Source organism: Siminovitchia sp. FSL W7-1587 (assembly GCF_037963795.1).
GTDB classification, from domain to species: Bacteria; Bacillota; Bacilli; order Bacillales; family Bacillaceae_C; genus Siminovitchia; species Siminovitchia thermophila.
In genome coordinates this window covers 2,242,556-2,257,047 of the sequence record NZ_CP150169.1, presented here as the reverse complement: position 1 = coordinate 2,257,047, position 14,492 = coordinate 2,242,556, and the positions used below count along the sequence as shown (strand labels likewise).

Sequence of the window (14,492 nt, the reverse complement as noted above, 5' to 3'; positions counted from 1 at the left end):
GTTGTCCCTTTTCATCATTAACCCGGCCAAGACTTATTAAGAGCTGTCTAAAAAAATGAAATTCACAAATGTTGGTAGCACAACGTTTTTACATAGAAGAAGAGGTGACCTATGGGCCGAAAAACCGACCCATAGGTCACCCATCTGATTTTTATTTATGAAATCCGCTCTCGAAAGTATTGACGGATGCCCGCTTGTGATCCATAGCCACGGCCCCAAACTCCACACGGAATTTCTCAGGCTCACCTTCAGATCCTGCGGAACAATTAATCGTAGGCATTGACTTTGTGTGTTTTTCATATTCAAGGGGTGCTTTGCCTTTGTATTTCTTACGTACTGAATTCCAGTGGAAGATCATCTGTTCAAAAGACAGCGGGGATAAATGAAAAACGGTCATCAGACCGCTGGAGTCGTGTTCGAACAGCGGAGACAAATGAAAAAAGATCGTCATTAGACCAGTAGTATCGCGCCTGGTCAGCGCAGATAAACGAAAAAACGGTCATCACCCACACTCCCTTGATGAAACTTGGGAGCTTTTTAACAAAGAAAGGAAGCAGTTTTGTTGAGGCGGCTCAACGAGGTAGCCGCCTCAATATTTGAGTTATGCCAGTGCGAATCGACTTTAGCGCTTTGCTTTTTTCATCACTTATGATCTGCTCAGGCCATCAGCAATGATGTTAATATTGTATTCCAAATACTTGATATAAGTATCAACTTCATCACCAGGCTTGCCAATCTCATCGGAATAGATTGGTTTTTCATAAATAGGGATTCCGGATTCTTTTGAAACAGTCTCCATCGGACGCGGGTCAACGTTAGATTCAAGGAAGAGAACAGGCACATTATGCTCTTTAATGAATTGAACAAGTGACTTAATCTGTGAGGGCGAGCCGTTTTCCTCTGTGTCAATTGCCCATATATAGGCCTCTTTTAACCCGTAACGTTTGGCCATATATTGGAATGCGCGCTCACTCGTTACTAAAATGCGATCTTCTTCAGGGATCTTTTCAATTTCCTCTGAGTACTTCTGTTCAATCTCCTTCAACTTTTCAATGTACTCATTCCCGCGTTTTTCATATTTCTCCTTATTATCAGAGTCTACTTCGATTAAAGCGTCCCTCATCGCCTCAGCCATTTGGATTCCTACATTGGGATCGATAAAGGCATGTGGATTCATTTCCTCTTCTTTGCCATCTTTACTGCTGATATACATCGGTTCTATGCTTTCTGTCAAATTGAACACATTTTCCTCCTTCTGCCCAACAGAATCTACCATTTTATAGAACCAGCCGTCCTTGCCTCCTTCCAGATTCAAACCGTTATAGAAGAGCACATCCGCATCAGTAGCCTTTTTAATGTCCTCCGGCAGCGGCTCATATTCATGGGGATCCGTGCCTGTTGGAACTAAATTGTGCACCTCGACATCCTCTCCGCCAATTTCCTTTGCAAGGTCTTGAATTATTGTAAAGGAAGTGACAATCTTTAAGGGTTCGTCCTTTTTGGATGCCGGTTTTCCGCCCGCCTCTGATGCCGGTTTTTCATTTCCACAAGCCGTAAGCAACAAAGCCGCTATGCTCGCCAGTCCAATCCATTTCAATAATTTCCTCAATCTGCAAAACTCCTTTTCAAATAAAATATTTCTTATGTGATACCTGTTTCCGGTTGCTCCCATGCAATAGCCTAGCGAAGCTTTCTGCCTGTTCATTTTTTTCCCGCATATAAGGTGCCGTAAGGCTGCCACTTCAAAATCTCGAGTGAATATCAAAAGATCCAAGTGTGAGAAAACGGCACCTAAATGCCCGATCGGTTCAACTAACATTCAGTAGGACTCCTACTGAATGAAGTTTCACTTTATCCCGCATATAAGGTGCCGTAAGACTCCCACTTCAAAATCTTGAGTGAATACAAAAGGTCCAAGTGTGAGAAAACGGCACCTAAATGCCCGATTGGTTCAACTAACATTCAGTAGGAGATGGAAGAAAACTCCTACTGAATGAAGTTTCACTTTATCTTCCTCCACAGAATTCCTTGCTTGGGAGACAACAGAAATGCAACAAGAAAAATCGCTGTTGTCGCCAGTGCGATCACGGGTCCGGAAGGCAGGTTATAAACAAAACTAAAATATAATCCGATAATCGAAGACAGTGCTCCAAATATTGCGGCAAGTAGAATCATGGTTGACAGCCGGTTTGTCAGCAGATAGGCAGTAGATGCCGGAGTAATTAACATGGATACAACAAGAACGACACCTACGGTCTGCAAGGAAGCGACAGTGACAAGTGTAAGAAGTACCATGATCAAATAATGGATCAGTCTCGTTTTGAGCCCATAAGCAGCAGCCATCGTTTCATCAAAGCTTGAGACAAGCAATTCTTTGTAAAACAAAACAACAACAAGAACGACCACGGCTCCGATAATGAGTGTGACCCACATGTCAGAAGCTCTGACCGACAATACATTTCCGAACAGGATCTGTGTCAAGTCCGTCGCACTTTGGGCTAAAGTGATTAAAATAATTCCCAAGGCAAATGCGGCTGAAAAGACAAGGCCGATCGAAGAGTCATTTTTAATACGGCTGTTTTGGCTTATCAGTCCGATGCCTAGTGATGTCAAAGCGCCAGTTGCTACGGCACCGTAGAAAAAATTGATACCAAGCATGTACGAAATCGCGACTCCAGGTAAAACAGCGTGCGCAATGGCATCACCCATTAATGCCATTCCGCGCAAAACAATGAAACTTCCAATTACTCCACAAATGATGCCCACTATAATGGAAGTAATAAAGGCCTTCTGTAAAAATTCATACGTCATTAAATCTTGAATAAACGCCATTACATGCCGACCCCCAAACTTTCAAACATATGGACAGGAGACTTGTAAGCTGCCTGCATCAACTCGGGTCGGAAGATCCGATCAACAGGCCCAGCGCCAATTAATTCTTTATTAATGAGAATAAGGTCATCAAAGTAGCTTTCCACTTTTGTCAAATCGTGGTGAACGACGAATACGGTTTTTCCTTCATCCCTCAATGATTTTAAGATATTGACAATGACTTCCTCACTTGCCACATCAACCCCGACAAAGGGCTCGTCAAGGAAGAAGTATTCAGCGCGCTGTGCGAGCGCCCGTGCCAGAAATACCCGTTGTTGTTGACCTCCTGACAGTTCTCCGATCTGGTTTTTTGTAAAGTCTTCCATCCCCACTTTTTCCAGGCATTCCAAAGCCCATTTTTTGTCCGCTTTCGACGGACGGCGGAAAAGTCCCAGATTTGGATATGTTCCTAATAGAACGGTATCTTTGACAATGATTGGGAAATCCCAGTCAATATTTGCCCGCTGTGGAACATAGGCAATTTTATTTCTCACTTCCTTCAGCGGCCTCCCGCCAATGGTGACTTGTCCACTGCTTTTGGGAATCAAGCCCAGAGATGCTTTGATCAACGTTGATTTTCCCGCGCCGTTTGGTCCGATAATACCTATGAGCTTTCCGCGTTCGCACGTAAAATTAATATTTTTGAGAACCTCCTTCCCGTAATAAGATACAGACAGATTACGCACGGATACAACTTGATCCGCCATAACCTTCACCTTCCTTTGTATTTGATATTTATAAATAGCGTCAGAATTGTTCGTTCGGTAAAAAAAGTTTCCCTTGGTAAACTTATTAACCAGCATATACAAACTCTGCTCTTTTGTAAACACCTTATACATTTTAATAAAACAGTCTTGAGATATATTCCTTACTTTTTAAAATGCCCGGGTGTTTGAAAAATGCTTTGAACACCTGTATAATGAAACAGTTCTTATTTTAAGTGGCTGTTTTTTAATTTCATATTGCATTGACCAATTATTATATGTATAATGTATAATGTTGGTTTTTGACTGCAATGATGTGGAAGGTTGCCGATACACCCGGCCGCTTTGCCATGGCGAGTGTGTGGGGAAATTTTCATGGAGCAAGTCTATTTTTGAAAAATAGGCGAAAAGGAGGGAAAGTAATGGCAAAACAAAAGATCAGAATCAGATTAAAAGCATATGATCATAGAATTTTGGACCAGTCAGCAGAGAAGATTGTAGAAACGGCAAAACGTTCAGGTGCGAATGTTTCGGGGCCTATCCCGCTTCCAACTGAAAAATCTGTCTACACAATCTTGCGCGCGGTACACAAATATAAAGATTCCCGCGAGCAATTTGAAATGCGCACACATAAGCGTTTAATCGATATTATCAGTCCTACACCACAAACGGTAGATTCACTGATGAGACTTGATTTGCCGTCCGGAGTGGACATTGAAATTAAATTATAAGGAAAAAATTGAAATTCATACAGGAGGTGTGACTCATGGGCAAAGGAATCTTAGGAAGAAAAATTGGTATGACGCAAATTTTTGCTGAAGATGGACGTTTGATCCCTGTAACAGTAATTGAGGCGGCTCCAAATGTGGTTCTTCAAAAGAAAACGGTTGAATCAGACGGTTACGAAGCCATTCAGATTGGCTTTGAAGATAAGCGTGAAAAGCTTGCCAACAAACCTGAGAAGGGGCATGTTGCAAAAGCAAATACTGCACCTAAGCGCTTCATCCGTGAGTTGAACGGAGTTAATATAAGTGAGTTCGAAGTTGGTCAGGAGATTAAAGTTGATATATTCGCAGAAGGCGATTTGGTAGATGTAACAGGAATTTCTAAAGGGAAAGGTTTCCAAGGTGTCATCAAACGCCACGGGCAGGCCCGCGGGCCAATGACGCACGGTTCCCGTTTCCATCGCCGTCCGGGATCAATGGGTCCTGTTGACCCCGCTAAAGTATTTAAACAAAAAGCGCTCCCTGGCCGTATGGGTGGCGAAAAAGTTACAGTTCAAAACCTTCCAATCGTTAAAGTAGATGCTGAACGCAACTTGATTTTAGTCAAAGGAAACGTTCCAGGTCCGAAAAAAGCGATGTTGGAAGTTAAATCCGGAGTAAAAGCGAAATAAAGCTAAATTGGAAGAAAGGAGGAATAAAGCATGCCAAAAGCAAGCCTTTTTAATCAAGAAGGTTCCAAGGTTGGGGAGGTTGATCTCAACGATGCCATCTTTGGAATCGAACCAAACAATCATGTCTTGTTCGAAGCAATCATCATGCAAAGAGCTTCATTAAGACAAGGAACTGCAAAAGTAAAAACACGTTCGGAAGTGCGAGGCGGAGGAAGAAAGCCATGGCGCCAAAAAGGAACCGGGCGGGCACGCCAGGGATCGATTCGTTCGCCACAATGGCGCGGAGGCGGAACTGTATTTGGTCCTGCTCCACGCAGCTACAGCTATAAATTGCCTAAAAAGATGCGCCGTCTAGCTATCAAGTCGGCTTTATCCGCGAAAGCACAGGAAGAAAATGTACTCGTTGTCGAGGCATTATCGTTTGACGCGCCGAAAACAAAAGAATTTGTAAAAGTGCTCAATAATCTTCCAGTTGGCAAAAAAGCATTGTTCGTAACGGAAAGAACAGAAGAGAACGTAGCTTTATCAGCGCGGAATATTCCAGGAGTAACAGTGATTGATGCAGACAGTCTCAACGTACTCGATGTCGTTGGCCATAACTCATTGGTCTTGACGAAAGCTGCAGTTGAAAAAGTGGAGGAGGTGCTTGGGTAATGGATGCACGTGATATAGTTAAGCGCCCCATCATCACTGAACGTTCTATGGATTTGACGGCAGACAAAAAATATACTTTTGAAGTAGACGTCAAAGCGAATAAAACGCAAGTAAAAGATGCGGTAGAAAACATTTTTGACGTAAAAGTGGCAAAAGTGAACGTAATGAATTATAAAGGCAAATACAAGCGTGTAGGCCGATTTGCGGGCTATACGAAAAAACGTCGCAAAGCAGTTGTCACGTTAACACCAGACAGCAAAGAAATCGACTTTTTCGAAGCCTAATAGAGCTTTTCCAATAATAGAAGAGGAGGGAAAAACATGGCGATCAAAAAATACAAACCTACCTCCAACGGACGTCGCGGGATGACAAGTTTGGATTTTTCCGAGATCACAACAGATACCCCGGAAAAATCATTGCTTGCGCCTCTTAATAGAAAAGGCGGCCGCAATAATCAAGGTAGGACTACAGTTCGTCATCGCGGCGGCGGTCATAAGCGTCAATACAGGGTCATCGACTTTAAACGCAACAAAGATGGTATACCTGGACGCGTTGCTACAATCGAATATGATCCGAACCGTTCCGCAAACATCGCGTTGATCCACTATGTTGATGGTGAAAAACGCTACATCTTAGCACCAAAAAATTTACAGGTGGGCATGGAAGTCATGTCCGGACCGGATGCAGACATTAAAGTCGGAAATGCTTTGCCTTTGGCAAATATTCCTGTCGGTACGGTCGTTCACAACATTGAAATGAAGCCTGGCAAAGGCGGGCAGTTGGTACGTTCAGCGGGCACTTCTGCGCAGGTTCTTGGTAAAGAAGGAACAAAATACGTTCTTGTCCGTTTGAATTCAGGTGAAGTACGCATGATTTTAGCCGCTTGTCGCGCAACAATCGGTCAAGTGGGAAATGAACAACACGAGCTCGTAACAGTAGGTAAAGCCGGCCGTTCCCGCTGGTTGGGCAAAAGACCTCACGTTCGCGGTTCCGTTAAGAACCCTAACGATCACCCGCATGGCGGTGGTGAAGGCAAAACGCCAATCGGACTTAAATCTCCGGTTACACCTTGGGGCAAACCAACGATCGGTTACAAAACACGGAAGAAAACAAACAAGTCGGATAAATTCATTGTACGCCGACGCAAAAAGTAACGGGATTGTCCTACGGTTCAATCGCCGGACCGTAGCGCAATCACGAAGGGAGGTACTAGCATGGGACGCAGCCTGAAAAAAGGGCCTTTTGCAGATGATCATTTATTGAAAAAAATCGAAAAGCTAAATGAAGATAATAAAAAGCAAGTCATTAAAACGTGGTCACGCCGTTCTACCATTTTTCCATCATTCATCGGACATACCATTGCGGTATATGATGGACGCAAGCATGTTCCGGTCTATATCAGTGAAGATATGGTAGGCCATAAATTGGGTGAATTTGCTCCGTCAAGAACTTATCGGGGCCATGCCGCAGATGACAAAAAAACTAGACGCTAATGAGAGGAGGGAACCCCCTGATGCAAGCAAAAGCTGTTGCCAGAACAGTTCGTATTGCTCCTCGTAAAGCACGCCTTGTCGTCGATTTAATTCGAGGAAAGCAAGTAGGCGAAGCAGTTGCCATTTTGAAGCTGACACCAAAAGCCGCCTCTCCCATCGTGGAAAAGCTTTTGAAATCCGCTGTAGCAAATGCAGAGCATAACTATGATATGGACATTGACAATCTTTTAATATCCGAAGCTTACGTAGACGAAGGTCCGACAATGAAACGCTTCAGACCGCGTGCGCAAGGACGGGCAAGCCAGATCAATAAGCGCACAAGCCACATTACGATTGTGGTATCAGAAAAGAAGGAGGGATAAATCGTGGGTCAAAAAGTTAATCCGATCGGAATGCGAATTGGCATCATTCGTGATTGGGAATCTAAATGGTACGCTGACAAGGAATTCGCAACTTTATTGCACGAAGATATAAAGGTGCGTGAGTATATCGAAAATCGGCTTGCGGATGCATCTGTTTCCAGTGTTGAAATCGAGCGCGCTGCAAACCGCCTCAATATTACGGTCCACACTGCCAAACCTGGAATGGTGATTGGTAAAGGTGGAAGTGAAGTAGAAGCACTTCGTAAAGCATTAAACAAATTAACAAACAAACGGGTACACATCAATATTGTTGAAATTAAAAAAGCGGACTTGGATGCAAAACTTGTCGCAGAGAACATCGCTCGTCAGCTTGAAAGCCGGATTTCGTTTCGCCGTGCTCAAAAACAAGCGATTCAACGGACAATGCGTGCAGGCGCACAAGGAGTCAAAACAATGGTTTCCGGGCGCTTGGGCGGAGCAGATATTGCCCGTTCTGAACATTATAGCGAAGGAACAGTCCCACTTCATACACTTCGCGCAGATATCGATTATGCACATGCGGAAGCCGACACAACTTACGGCAAGCTTGGCGTAAAAGTATGGATTTACCGTGGAGAGGTCCTTCCAGAAAAGAAAAAGTCCGAGGAAGGAGGAAAATAATCATGTTAATGCCTAAACGTGTAAAGTATCGCCGCGAGCATCGCGGAAAAATGCGTGGCCAGGCAAAAGGCGGCACGGAAGTAAGCTTTGGCGAATATGGATTACAGGCTTTGGAAGCTTCTTGGATCACAAACCGCCAAATTGAAGCTGCCAGGATTGCCATGACCCGTTACATGAAACGTGGCGGTAAAGTATGGATTAAAATTTTCCCGCACAAACCTTATACTGCAAAGCCATTGGAGGTCCGCATGGGTTCCGGTAAAGGGGCTCCAGAAGGCTGGGTAGCTGTTGTAAAACCAGGAAAAATCATGTTTGAAATTGCCGGGGTACCTGAAGAAGTTGCGCGTGAAGCACTTCGTCTGGCGTCTCACAAACTTCCAGTAAAGTGCAAGTTTGTTAAACGAGAAGAAATTGGTGGTGAACGAGATGAAGGCTAATGAAATACGTGAATTAACCACTGCCGAAATAGAACAAAATATTAAGTCTTTAAAAGAAGAACTATTTAACCTTCGCTTTCAACTGGCGACTGGGCAACTTGAAAATACCGCCCGCATCAGAGAAGTACGCAAAGATATCGCTCGGATGAAAACAATCGTCCGCGAAAGAGAGATTGGGGTTAACAATCGATAATGATAGGAGGTTTGCGATATGAGTGAACGCAACCAACGTAAAGTGTATACTGGCCGGGTTGTTTCCGACAAGATGGATAAAACCATCACAGTAATGGTCGAAACGTATAAAAAGCACTCTTTGTACGGCAAACGCGTGAAGTACTCGAAAAAGCTCAAGGCTCATGATGAGCAAAACGAAGCAAAAGTAGGGGACATCGTCCGGATTATGGAAACTCGCCCGCTATCGGCTACAAAACGCTTCCGCCTCGTAGAGGTCGTAGAAAAAGCCGTCATTATATAATCAACATTTTTTCGGATATATACGATTTCCGAAGGGAGGTAAAATGAGATGATTCAACAAGAATCCCGTTTAAAGGTGGCTGACAACTCTGGCGCCCGTGAAGTATTAACCATTAAAGTGCTTGGCGGATCCGGCCGTAAAACGGCTAATATTGGGGATGTCATCGTGTGCACAGTGAAAAATGCAACACCTGGGGGCGTTGTCAAAAAAGGCGACGTCGTAAAGGCTGTTATTGTACGGACAAAAAGTGGAGCCCGTCGTCCGGATGGTTCTTACATCAAATTCGACGAAAATGCATGTGTCATTATCCGTGATGATAAAGCGCCTCGAGGAACTCGTATCTTCGGACCGGTTGCCCGCGAACTTCGCGATAAAAACTTCATGAAAATCATATCTTTGGCTCCTGAAGTTCTTTAAGGAATTACATTTAGGTCATAAGGAGGTGCGCTTGAATGCATGTCAAAAAAGGCGATAAAGTAATGATTATTACTGGAAAAGACAAAGGAAAAACAGGCACCGTGCTTGCCGCATTCCCTAAAAAGGAACGTGTACTTGTAGAAGGCGTCAACATTGTGAAAAAACACGCCAAACCTTCCCAAGACAATCCTCAAGGCGGGATCTTTGAAAAAGAAGCAGCAATCCATGTGTCTAACGTAATGGTCATTGATCCAAAAACGAATGAACCGACAAGAGTCGGCTATAAAAGAGTAACAATTAAAATGAAAGATGGCAGCGAAAAAGAAAAAAGTGTTCGTGTAGCCAAAAAATCAGGCGAAATATTAGATGACGTAAAAACTGTTTAGTGAAGGGAGGTACACGACATGAGCCGCCTAAAGGAAAAATTTCAAAAAGAAATCACTCCTGCTCTCATGAGCAAGTTTAACTATAAATCTGTAATGGAAGTACCTAAAATTGAAAAGATCGTTGTGAACATGGGTGTTGGCGATGCTGTTCAGAATGCAAAATTGCTCGATAACGCCGTTGAAGAATTGGCTTTGATCACAGGACAAAAGCCGGTTGTCACAAGAGCAAAAAAATCTATTGCGGGCTTCCGCCTACGGGAAGGCATGCCGATCGGCGCGAAGGTTACGCTTCGTGGCAAACGCATGTATGACTTTTTCGACAAACTCGTTTCCGTTTCGCTTCCGCGTGTACGCGACTTCCGTGGAATTTCCAAAAAAGCATTTGACGGACGCGGCAACTATACATTAGGCATTAAAGAACAACTCATTTTCCCAGAAATTGATTACGATAAAGTCAGCAAAGTTCGTGGTATGGATATTGTGATCGTCACTACGGCTAAAACGGACGAAGAAGCTCGTGAACTTCTTGCCGGATTCGGAATGCCGTTTCAAAAGTAATCAAAATAAAAGGGAGGCGAAATAGTGGCTAAAAAATCTATGGTTGTGAAGCAAAAACGCACACCAAAATTCAAAGTGCAAGAATACACTCGTTGCGAACGATGCGGCCGTCCGCACTCTGTCCTTCGCAAATTTAAACTATGCCGGATTTGTTTCCGCGAGTTGGCCTACAAAGGTCAAATTCCTGGCGTCAAAAAAGCCAGCTGGTAAGACCGAAACTGGGAAGGAGGTAAATATAAATGGTAATGACTGATCCGATAGCAGATTTACTGACAAGAATTCGCAATGCGAATATGGTTCGTCACGAAACTTTGGAGGTTCCTGCTTCCAACATCAAGAAAGAAATCGCAGAAATATTGAAAAAAGAAGGTTTCATTCGTGACGTTGAGTTTATAGAAGATAACAAGCAAGGTATCCTTCGCATTTTCCTTAAATACGGAGCTAATAACGAGCGCGTTATTACCGGACTAAAACGCATCAGCAAACCAGGCCTTCGCGTATATGCAAAAGCGAATGAAGTGCCAAAAGTATTAAACGGCCTTGGAATTGCGATTGTTTCTACGTCTCAAGGCGTATTGTCCGATAAAGATGCGAGAGCAAAACAAGTTGGCGGCGAGGTACTCGCATACGTCTGGTAATTTCTCATACAAGAACGGAGGTGTAAAAATGTCCCGTATTGGTAACAAACCAATTGAAATCCCTTCTGGCGTAACAGTGACAAAGGACGGAAATAAAGTTACTGTCAAAGGTCCAAAAGGTGAGCTTACAAATAACTTTCATTCCGAAATGAACATCAACATTGAAGATAATACGATCACGGTTTCCCGTCCATCTGATGCAAAAGACCATCGCTCCATGCACGGAACAACCCGTTCTTTGCTTGCGAACATGGTGGAAGGAGTATCAAAGGGCTTTGAAAAGTCGCTTGAACTGGTCGGAGTTGGATACCGTGCCCAAAAACAAGGTAAAAAGCTCGTATTAAACGTAGGTTATTCACATCCTGTTGAATTCAATCCGGAAGATGGCATCGAAATTGATGTTCCATCCAACACAAAAGTAGTCGTTAAAGGTTACAATAAAGAAAGAGTAGGAGCCTTGGCTGCTGACATCCGTGCGGTACGCCCGCCTGAGCCGTACAAAGGCAAAGGTATTCGTTACGAAGGTGAATACGTCCGCCGCAAAGAAGGAAAAACAGGTAAATAAAGCCGCTAGGTACTGAAAGGAGTGACTCGCATGATTACCAAGCTCGATAAGAATAAAGTACGCAAGAAAAGACATGCGCGTGTCCGTGTGAAATTAAGCGGTACAGCAGAGCGCCCGCGCTTAAGCGTGTATCGTTCCAATAAAAATATTTATGCCCAATTGATCGATGATGAAAAGGGAGTAACAATTGCCAGTGCTTCTACGCAAGAAAAAGACCTCGGCCTCGAAGCGGCGGGTAACGTGGAAGCCGCGCAAAAAGTAGGAGAGCTCATTGCCAAACGCGCAGTTGAAAAGGGCATCAAGTCAGTCGTATTCGACCGCGGTGGTTATTTGTACCATGGACGTGTAAAAGCATTGGCTGATTCTGCTCGTGAAAATGGCCTAGAATTCTAATTAAAAGGAGGGACGAACTACATGCGTCAAATTGATGCGAACAAACTTGATTTAGAAGAACGTGTAGTTACAGTAAACCGTGTCGCAAAAGTTGTGAAAGGTGGACGGCGCTTCCGCTTTACCGCGCTTGTTGTTGTCGGTGACAAAAATGGTCACGTTGGATTCGGTACTGGTAAAGCCCAGGAAGTTCCTGAAGCAATCCGCAAAGCGATCGAAGATGCGAAAAAGAATATGATCGAAGTGCCTCTCGTTGGTTCTACGATTCCACATGAAATTATCGGACGTTACGGCGGAGGACAAATTCTTCTCAAACCTGCCAACGAAGGTACGGGAGTAATTGCCGGCGGACCGGTTCGTGCGGTATTAGAATTGTCCGGCATTGCTGATATCACTTCAAAATCTCTTGGTTCCAGCACGCCGATTAATATGGTTCGAGCAACAATCGAAGGAATTAAAAATCTAAAACGAGCTGAAGACGTAGCGAAGTTACGTAACAAATCAGTCGAAGAATTGTTAGGTTAAGGAGGGGAAGATCATGGCTCAAAAATTAACAATCACCCTCACTCGCAGCTTGATCGGCCGTACGAAAGATCAGCGTGACACTGTCGAAGCGCTCGGTTTGCGCAAAATCAACCAAACAGTAGAGCATAATGACAATCCGGCGATCAGGGGAATGATTAACAAAGTTTCCCATCTTGTAACGGTCAAAGAACAGTAAGAGCAAAAGGAAGAAGGAGGTGTCCAGAATGAAATTGCATGAGTTAAAACCTGCTGAAGGAGCCCGCAAAGAACGCAACCGGGTTGGGCGCGGAATTGGCTCTGGCAACGGAAAAACAGCCGGCAGAGGACATAAAGGACAAAATGCCCGTTCAGGCGGCGGAGTACGGCCGGGATTTGAGGGTGGCCAAACACCTTTATTCCAACGTTTACCAAAGCGCGGTTTCACAAATATTAACCGCAAGGAATATGCGATTGTGAATCTTGATGTACTCAATCGTTTCGAAGAAGGCACGGAAGTGACGCCGGAGCTCCTCATTGAAACAGGAGTCGTCCGCAACGAAAAGTCTGGAGTTAAAATCCTTGCAAAAGGCAATATCGAGAAAAAGTTGACTGTAAAAGCAAATAAATTCTCCTCTGCCGCCAAAGAAGCAATTGAAGCAGCAGGCGGTACTACTGAGGTGATTTAATGTTCCAGACAATCTCCAACCTGTTGCGTGTAAAGGATATTAGAAAAAAGATCATTTTTACGCTGTTAATGCTGGTTGTGTTTCGAATCGGGGCTTTTATCCCCGTACCGAATGTAGATGCCGATGTGCTTAAATTGCAGGATCAGGCGAGTTTGTTTGGTTTCATGAATATTTTTGGTGGAGGTGCCCTTCAAAATTTCTCTATTTTTGCGATGGGCATTATGCCATATATTACAGCATCCATCATCGTGCAACTGTTGCAAATGGATGTTGTGCCAAAATTTACGGAGTGGTCCAAGCAAGGTGAAGTCGGGCGCCGTAAACTGGCACAATTCACCCGCTATTTCACCATTGTATTAGCATTTATACAAGCAATAGGCATGTCTTTTGGCTTTAACCGAATGACACAGCTTCAACTGATAAAGGATCCTGGATTTGGCACGTATGTTACGATTGCCGTCGTCCTGACAGCAGGAACAGCATTCCTGATGTGGCTGGGCGAGCAAATTACGGCAAATGGCGCCGGCAACGGAATTTCCATTCTTATTTTCGCCGGAATCGTCGCGGGCATTCCTAATGCAGTAAACCAGATCTATGCAACGCAATTTGAAGGTGCAGGAGAACAACTATTCATTCGAATTGTCGTCATGCTGCTTATCCTGCTCGCAGTCGTCGCAATCATTGTTGGCGTCGTATTTGTCCAGCAGGCATTGCGTAAAATTCCAATCCAATATGCAAAGCGCATGGATGGACGCAACCCTGTCGGCGGACAAAATACACATTTGCCGTTAAAGGTGAATGCCGCTGGAGTTATTCCAGTTATCTTCGCAAGCGCGTTTTTAGTAGCACCACAAACAGTCGTGACATTTTTTGGTTCAGGTGATACGGCCAGTACGATCCAATCTTATTTTGATCATACAAAGCCTATCGGCATGACTATTTTTGTCGTTTTGATTATCGCCTTTACTTATTTTTACGCCTTTGTTCAGGTGAATCCGGAAAAAGTCTCCGAAAACCTGAAAAAGCAAGGCGGTTATATACCTGGTATACGTCCAGGGAAAAATACGCAAGAATACCTGACGCGTGTACTATATAGACTGACATTTGTCGGAGCGCTGTTTCTTGCGGTGATTTCCATTCTGCCTGTATTTTTTATTAAATTTGCCGGCTTGCCGGAGGCAGCCCAAATCGGCGGTACAGGATTGCTCATTGTGGTCGGTGTTGCGCTTGAAACGATGAAACAACTGGAAGCTCAGCTAGTAAAGCGCCATTACAAAGGTTTCATTAAATAACATG

General features: G+C 44.0%; 25 protein-coding genes. 22 read left to right on the top strand and 3 right to left on the bottom strand.

The window, feature by feature from the left end:
* Positions 1 to 646: 646 nt before the first annotated feature.
* From NST31_RS10605 to NST31_RS10595, 3 genes are all read right to left on the bottom strand, one after another.
* Entirely contained in the window at positions 647 to 1,609 is a 963-nt protein-coding gene (locus tag NST31_RS10605; protein WP_339165446.1) for a zinc ABC transporter substrate-binding protein, read from the bottom strand.
* Between the two features lie 392 nt (positions 1,610 to 2,001).
* On the bottom strand, positions 2,002 to 2,832 hold the full coding sequence (locus NST31_RS10600) for a metal ABC transporter permease (protein ID WP_339165444.1): 831 nt from the start codon (positions 2,830 to 2,832) through the stop codon (positions 2,002 to 2,004).
* Positions 2,832 to 3,578, bottom strand: coding sequence for a metal ABC transporter ATP-binding protein (locus NST31_RS10595; RefSeq protein WP_339165442.1), 747 nt, complete (start codon positions 3,576 to 3,578; stop codon positions 2,832 to 2,834). The genes NST31_RS10600 and NST31_RS10595 overlap by 1 nt, the downstream gene beginning before the upstream one ends.
* 419 nt (positions 3,579 to 3,997) lie before the next feature.
* Here NST31_RS10595 and rpsJ point away from each other — a divergent pair, with 419 nt between their 5' ends.
* The 22 genes from rpsJ to secY are packed head-to-tail and all read left to right on the top strand — an operon-like array spanning position 3,998 to position 14,488.
* Positions 3,998 to 4,306, top strand: coding sequence for a 30S ribosomal protein S10 (gene rpsJ, locus NST31_RS10590; RefSeq protein WP_018708729.1), 309 nt, complete (start codon positions 3,998 to 4,000; stop codon positions 4,304 to 4,306).
* A gap of 35 nt (positions 4,307 to 4,341) precedes the next feature.
* Positions 4,342 to 4,971 carry a 50S ribosomal protein L3 gene (rplC, locus tag NST31_RS10585; RefSeq protein WP_077111548.1) on the top strand — a complete coding sequence of 210 codons (630 nt, stop codon included), beginning with the start codon at positions 4,342 to 4,344 and terminating at the stop codon, positions 4,969 to 4,971.
* A gap of 30 nt (positions 4,972 to 5,001) precedes the next feature.
* Positions 5,002 to 5,625 (top strand): 50S ribosomal protein L4, encoded by a 624-nt coding sequence (gene rplD, locus NST31_RS10580; RefSeq protein WP_339165438.1) that lies wholly within the window; start codon positions 5,002 to 5,004, stop codon positions 5,623 to 5,625.
* Positions 5,625 to 5,909, top strand: a complete 285-nt coding sequence (gene rplW, locus NST31_RS10575; protein WP_339165437.1) for a 50S ribosomal protein L23 — start codon at positions 5,625 to 5,627, stop codon at positions 5,907 to 5,909. The genes rplD and rplW overlap by 1 nt, the downstream gene beginning before the upstream one ends.
* A 36-nt stretch (positions 5,910 to 5,945) precedes the next feature.
* A complete protein-coding gene (gene rplB, locus NST31_RS10570; RefSeq protein WP_077111551.1) occupies positions 5,946 to 6,779 on the top strand; it encodes a 50S ribosomal protein L2 in 834 nt (277 codons plus the stop codon).
* A gap of 60 nt (positions 6,780 to 6,839) precedes the next feature.
* Entirely contained in the window at positions 6,840 to 7,118 is a 279-nt protein-coding gene (rpsS, locus tag NST31_RS10565) for a 30S ribosomal protein S19 (RefSeq protein WP_077111552.1), read from the top strand.
* Between the two features lie 20 nt (positions 7,119 to 7,138).
* Positions 7,139 to 7,480, top strand: coding sequence for a 50S ribosomal protein L22 (rplV, locus tag NST31_RS10560; protein ID WP_077111553.1), 342 nt, complete (start codon positions 7,139 to 7,141; stop codon positions 7,478 to 7,480).
* Positions 7,481 to 7,483: 3 nt separating this feature from the next.
* Positions 7,484 to 8,140, top strand: coding sequence for a 30S ribosomal protein S3 (gene rpsC / locus NST31_RS10555; RefSeq protein ID WP_077111554.1), 657 nt, complete (start codon positions 7,484 to 7,486; stop codon positions 8,138 to 8,140).
* A gap of 2 nt (positions 8,141 to 8,142) precedes the next feature.
* The gene (rplP, locus tag NST31_RS10550; RefSeq protein WP_077111555.1) at positions 8,143 to 8,577 is read left to right on the top strand and encodes a 50S ribosomal protein L16; all 435 of its coding nucleotides are present in this window, start codon (positions 8,143 to 8,145) and stop codon (positions 8,575 to 8,577) included.
* On the top strand, positions 8,567 to 8,770 hold the full coding sequence (rpmC, locus tag NST31_RS10545) for a 50S ribosomal protein L29 (protein WP_077111556.1): 204 nt from the start codon (positions 8,567 to 8,569) through the stop codon (positions 8,768 to 8,770). The genes rplP and rpmC overlap by 11 nt, the downstream gene beginning before the upstream one ends.
* A gap of 18 nt (positions 8,771 to 8,788) precedes the next feature.
* Complete coding sequence (rpsQ, locus tag NST31_RS10540; protein ID WP_077111557.1) at positions 8,789 to 9,052, top strand: 30S ribosomal protein S17; 264 nt, start codon at positions 8,789 to 8,791, stop codon at positions 9,050 to 9,052.
* Positions 9,053 to 9,100: 48 nt separating this feature from the next.
* Complete coding sequence (rplN, locus tag NST31_RS10535; RefSeq protein WP_077111558.1) at positions 9,101 to 9,469, top strand: 50S ribosomal protein L14; 369 nt, start codon at positions 9,101 to 9,103, stop codon at positions 9,467 to 9,469.
* A 35-nt stretch (positions 9,470 to 9,504) separates the two neighbouring features.
* Positions 9,505 to 9,855: a 50S ribosomal protein L24 gene (gene rplX / locus NST31_RS10530; RefSeq protein ID WP_077111559.1), complete on the top strand. Its 351-nt coding sequence runs from the start codon at positions 9,505 to 9,507 to the stop codon at positions 9,853 to 9,855.
* 18 nt (positions 9,856 to 9,873) lie between these two features.
* A complete protein-coding gene (gene rplE, locus NST31_RS10525) occupies positions 9,874 to 10,413 on the top strand; it encodes a 50S ribosomal protein L5 (RefSeq protein WP_077111560.1) in 540 nt (179 codons plus the stop codon).
* A 24-nt stretch (positions 10,414 to 10,437) separates the two neighbouring features.
* The gene (locus tag NST31_RS10520) at positions 10,438 to 10,623 is read left to right on the top strand and encodes a type Z 30S ribosomal protein S14 (RefSeq protein ID WP_077111561.1); all 186 of its coding nucleotides are present in this window, start codon (positions 10,438 to 10,440) and stop codon (positions 10,621 to 10,623) included.
* A gap of 29 nt (positions 10,624 to 10,652) precedes the next feature.
* The gene (rpsH, locus tag NST31_RS10515; protein WP_077111562.1) at positions 10,653 to 11,051 is read left to right on the top strand and encodes a 30S ribosomal protein S8; all 399 of its coding nucleotides are present in this window, start codon (positions 10,653 to 10,655) and stop codon (positions 11,049 to 11,051) included.
* Positions 11,052 to 11,079: 28 nt separating this feature from the next.
* A complete protein-coding gene (gene rplF / locus NST31_RS10510) occupies positions 11,080 to 11,616 on the top strand; it encodes a 50S ribosomal protein L6 (protein WP_077111563.1) in 537 nt (178 codons plus the stop codon).
* Positions 11,617 to 11,646: 30 nt separating this feature from the next.
* The gene (gene rplR / locus NST31_RS10505; protein WP_077111564.1) at positions 11,647 to 12,009 is read left to right on the top strand and encodes a 50S ribosomal protein L18; all 363 of its coding nucleotides are present in this window, start codon (positions 11,647 to 11,649) and stop codon (positions 12,007 to 12,009) included.
* A 21-nt stretch (positions 12,010 to 12,030) separates the two neighbouring features.
* Positions 12,031 to 12,531, top strand: coding sequence for a 30S ribosomal protein S5 (gene rpsE, locus NST31_RS10500; RefSeq protein WP_077111565.1), 501 nt, complete (start codon positions 12,031 to 12,033; stop codon positions 12,529 to 12,531).
* A gap of 13 nt (positions 12,532 to 12,544) precedes the next feature.
* Positions 12,545 to 12,727, top strand: coding sequence for a 50S ribosomal protein L30 (rpmD, locus tag NST31_RS10495; protein ID WP_077111566.1), 183 nt, complete (start codon positions 12,545 to 12,547; stop codon positions 12,725 to 12,727).
* Positions 12,728 to 12,755: 28 nt separating this feature from the next.
* Positions 12,756 to 13,196, top strand: a complete 441-nt coding sequence (gene rplO / locus NST31_RS10490) for a 50S ribosomal protein L15 (RefSeq protein ID WP_077111567.1) — start codon at positions 12,756 to 12,758, stop codon at positions 13,194 to 13,196.
* The gene (gene secY / locus NST31_RS10485; protein ID WP_077111568.1) at positions 13,196 to 14,488 is read left to right on the top strand and encodes a preprotein translocase subunit SecY; all 1,293 of its coding nucleotides are present in this window, start codon (positions 13,196 to 13,198) and stop codon (positions 14,486 to 14,488) included. The genes rplO and secY overlap by 1 nt, the downstream gene beginning before the upstream one ends.
* The last annotated feature ends 4 nt before the right edge of the window (positions 14,489 to 14,492 follow it).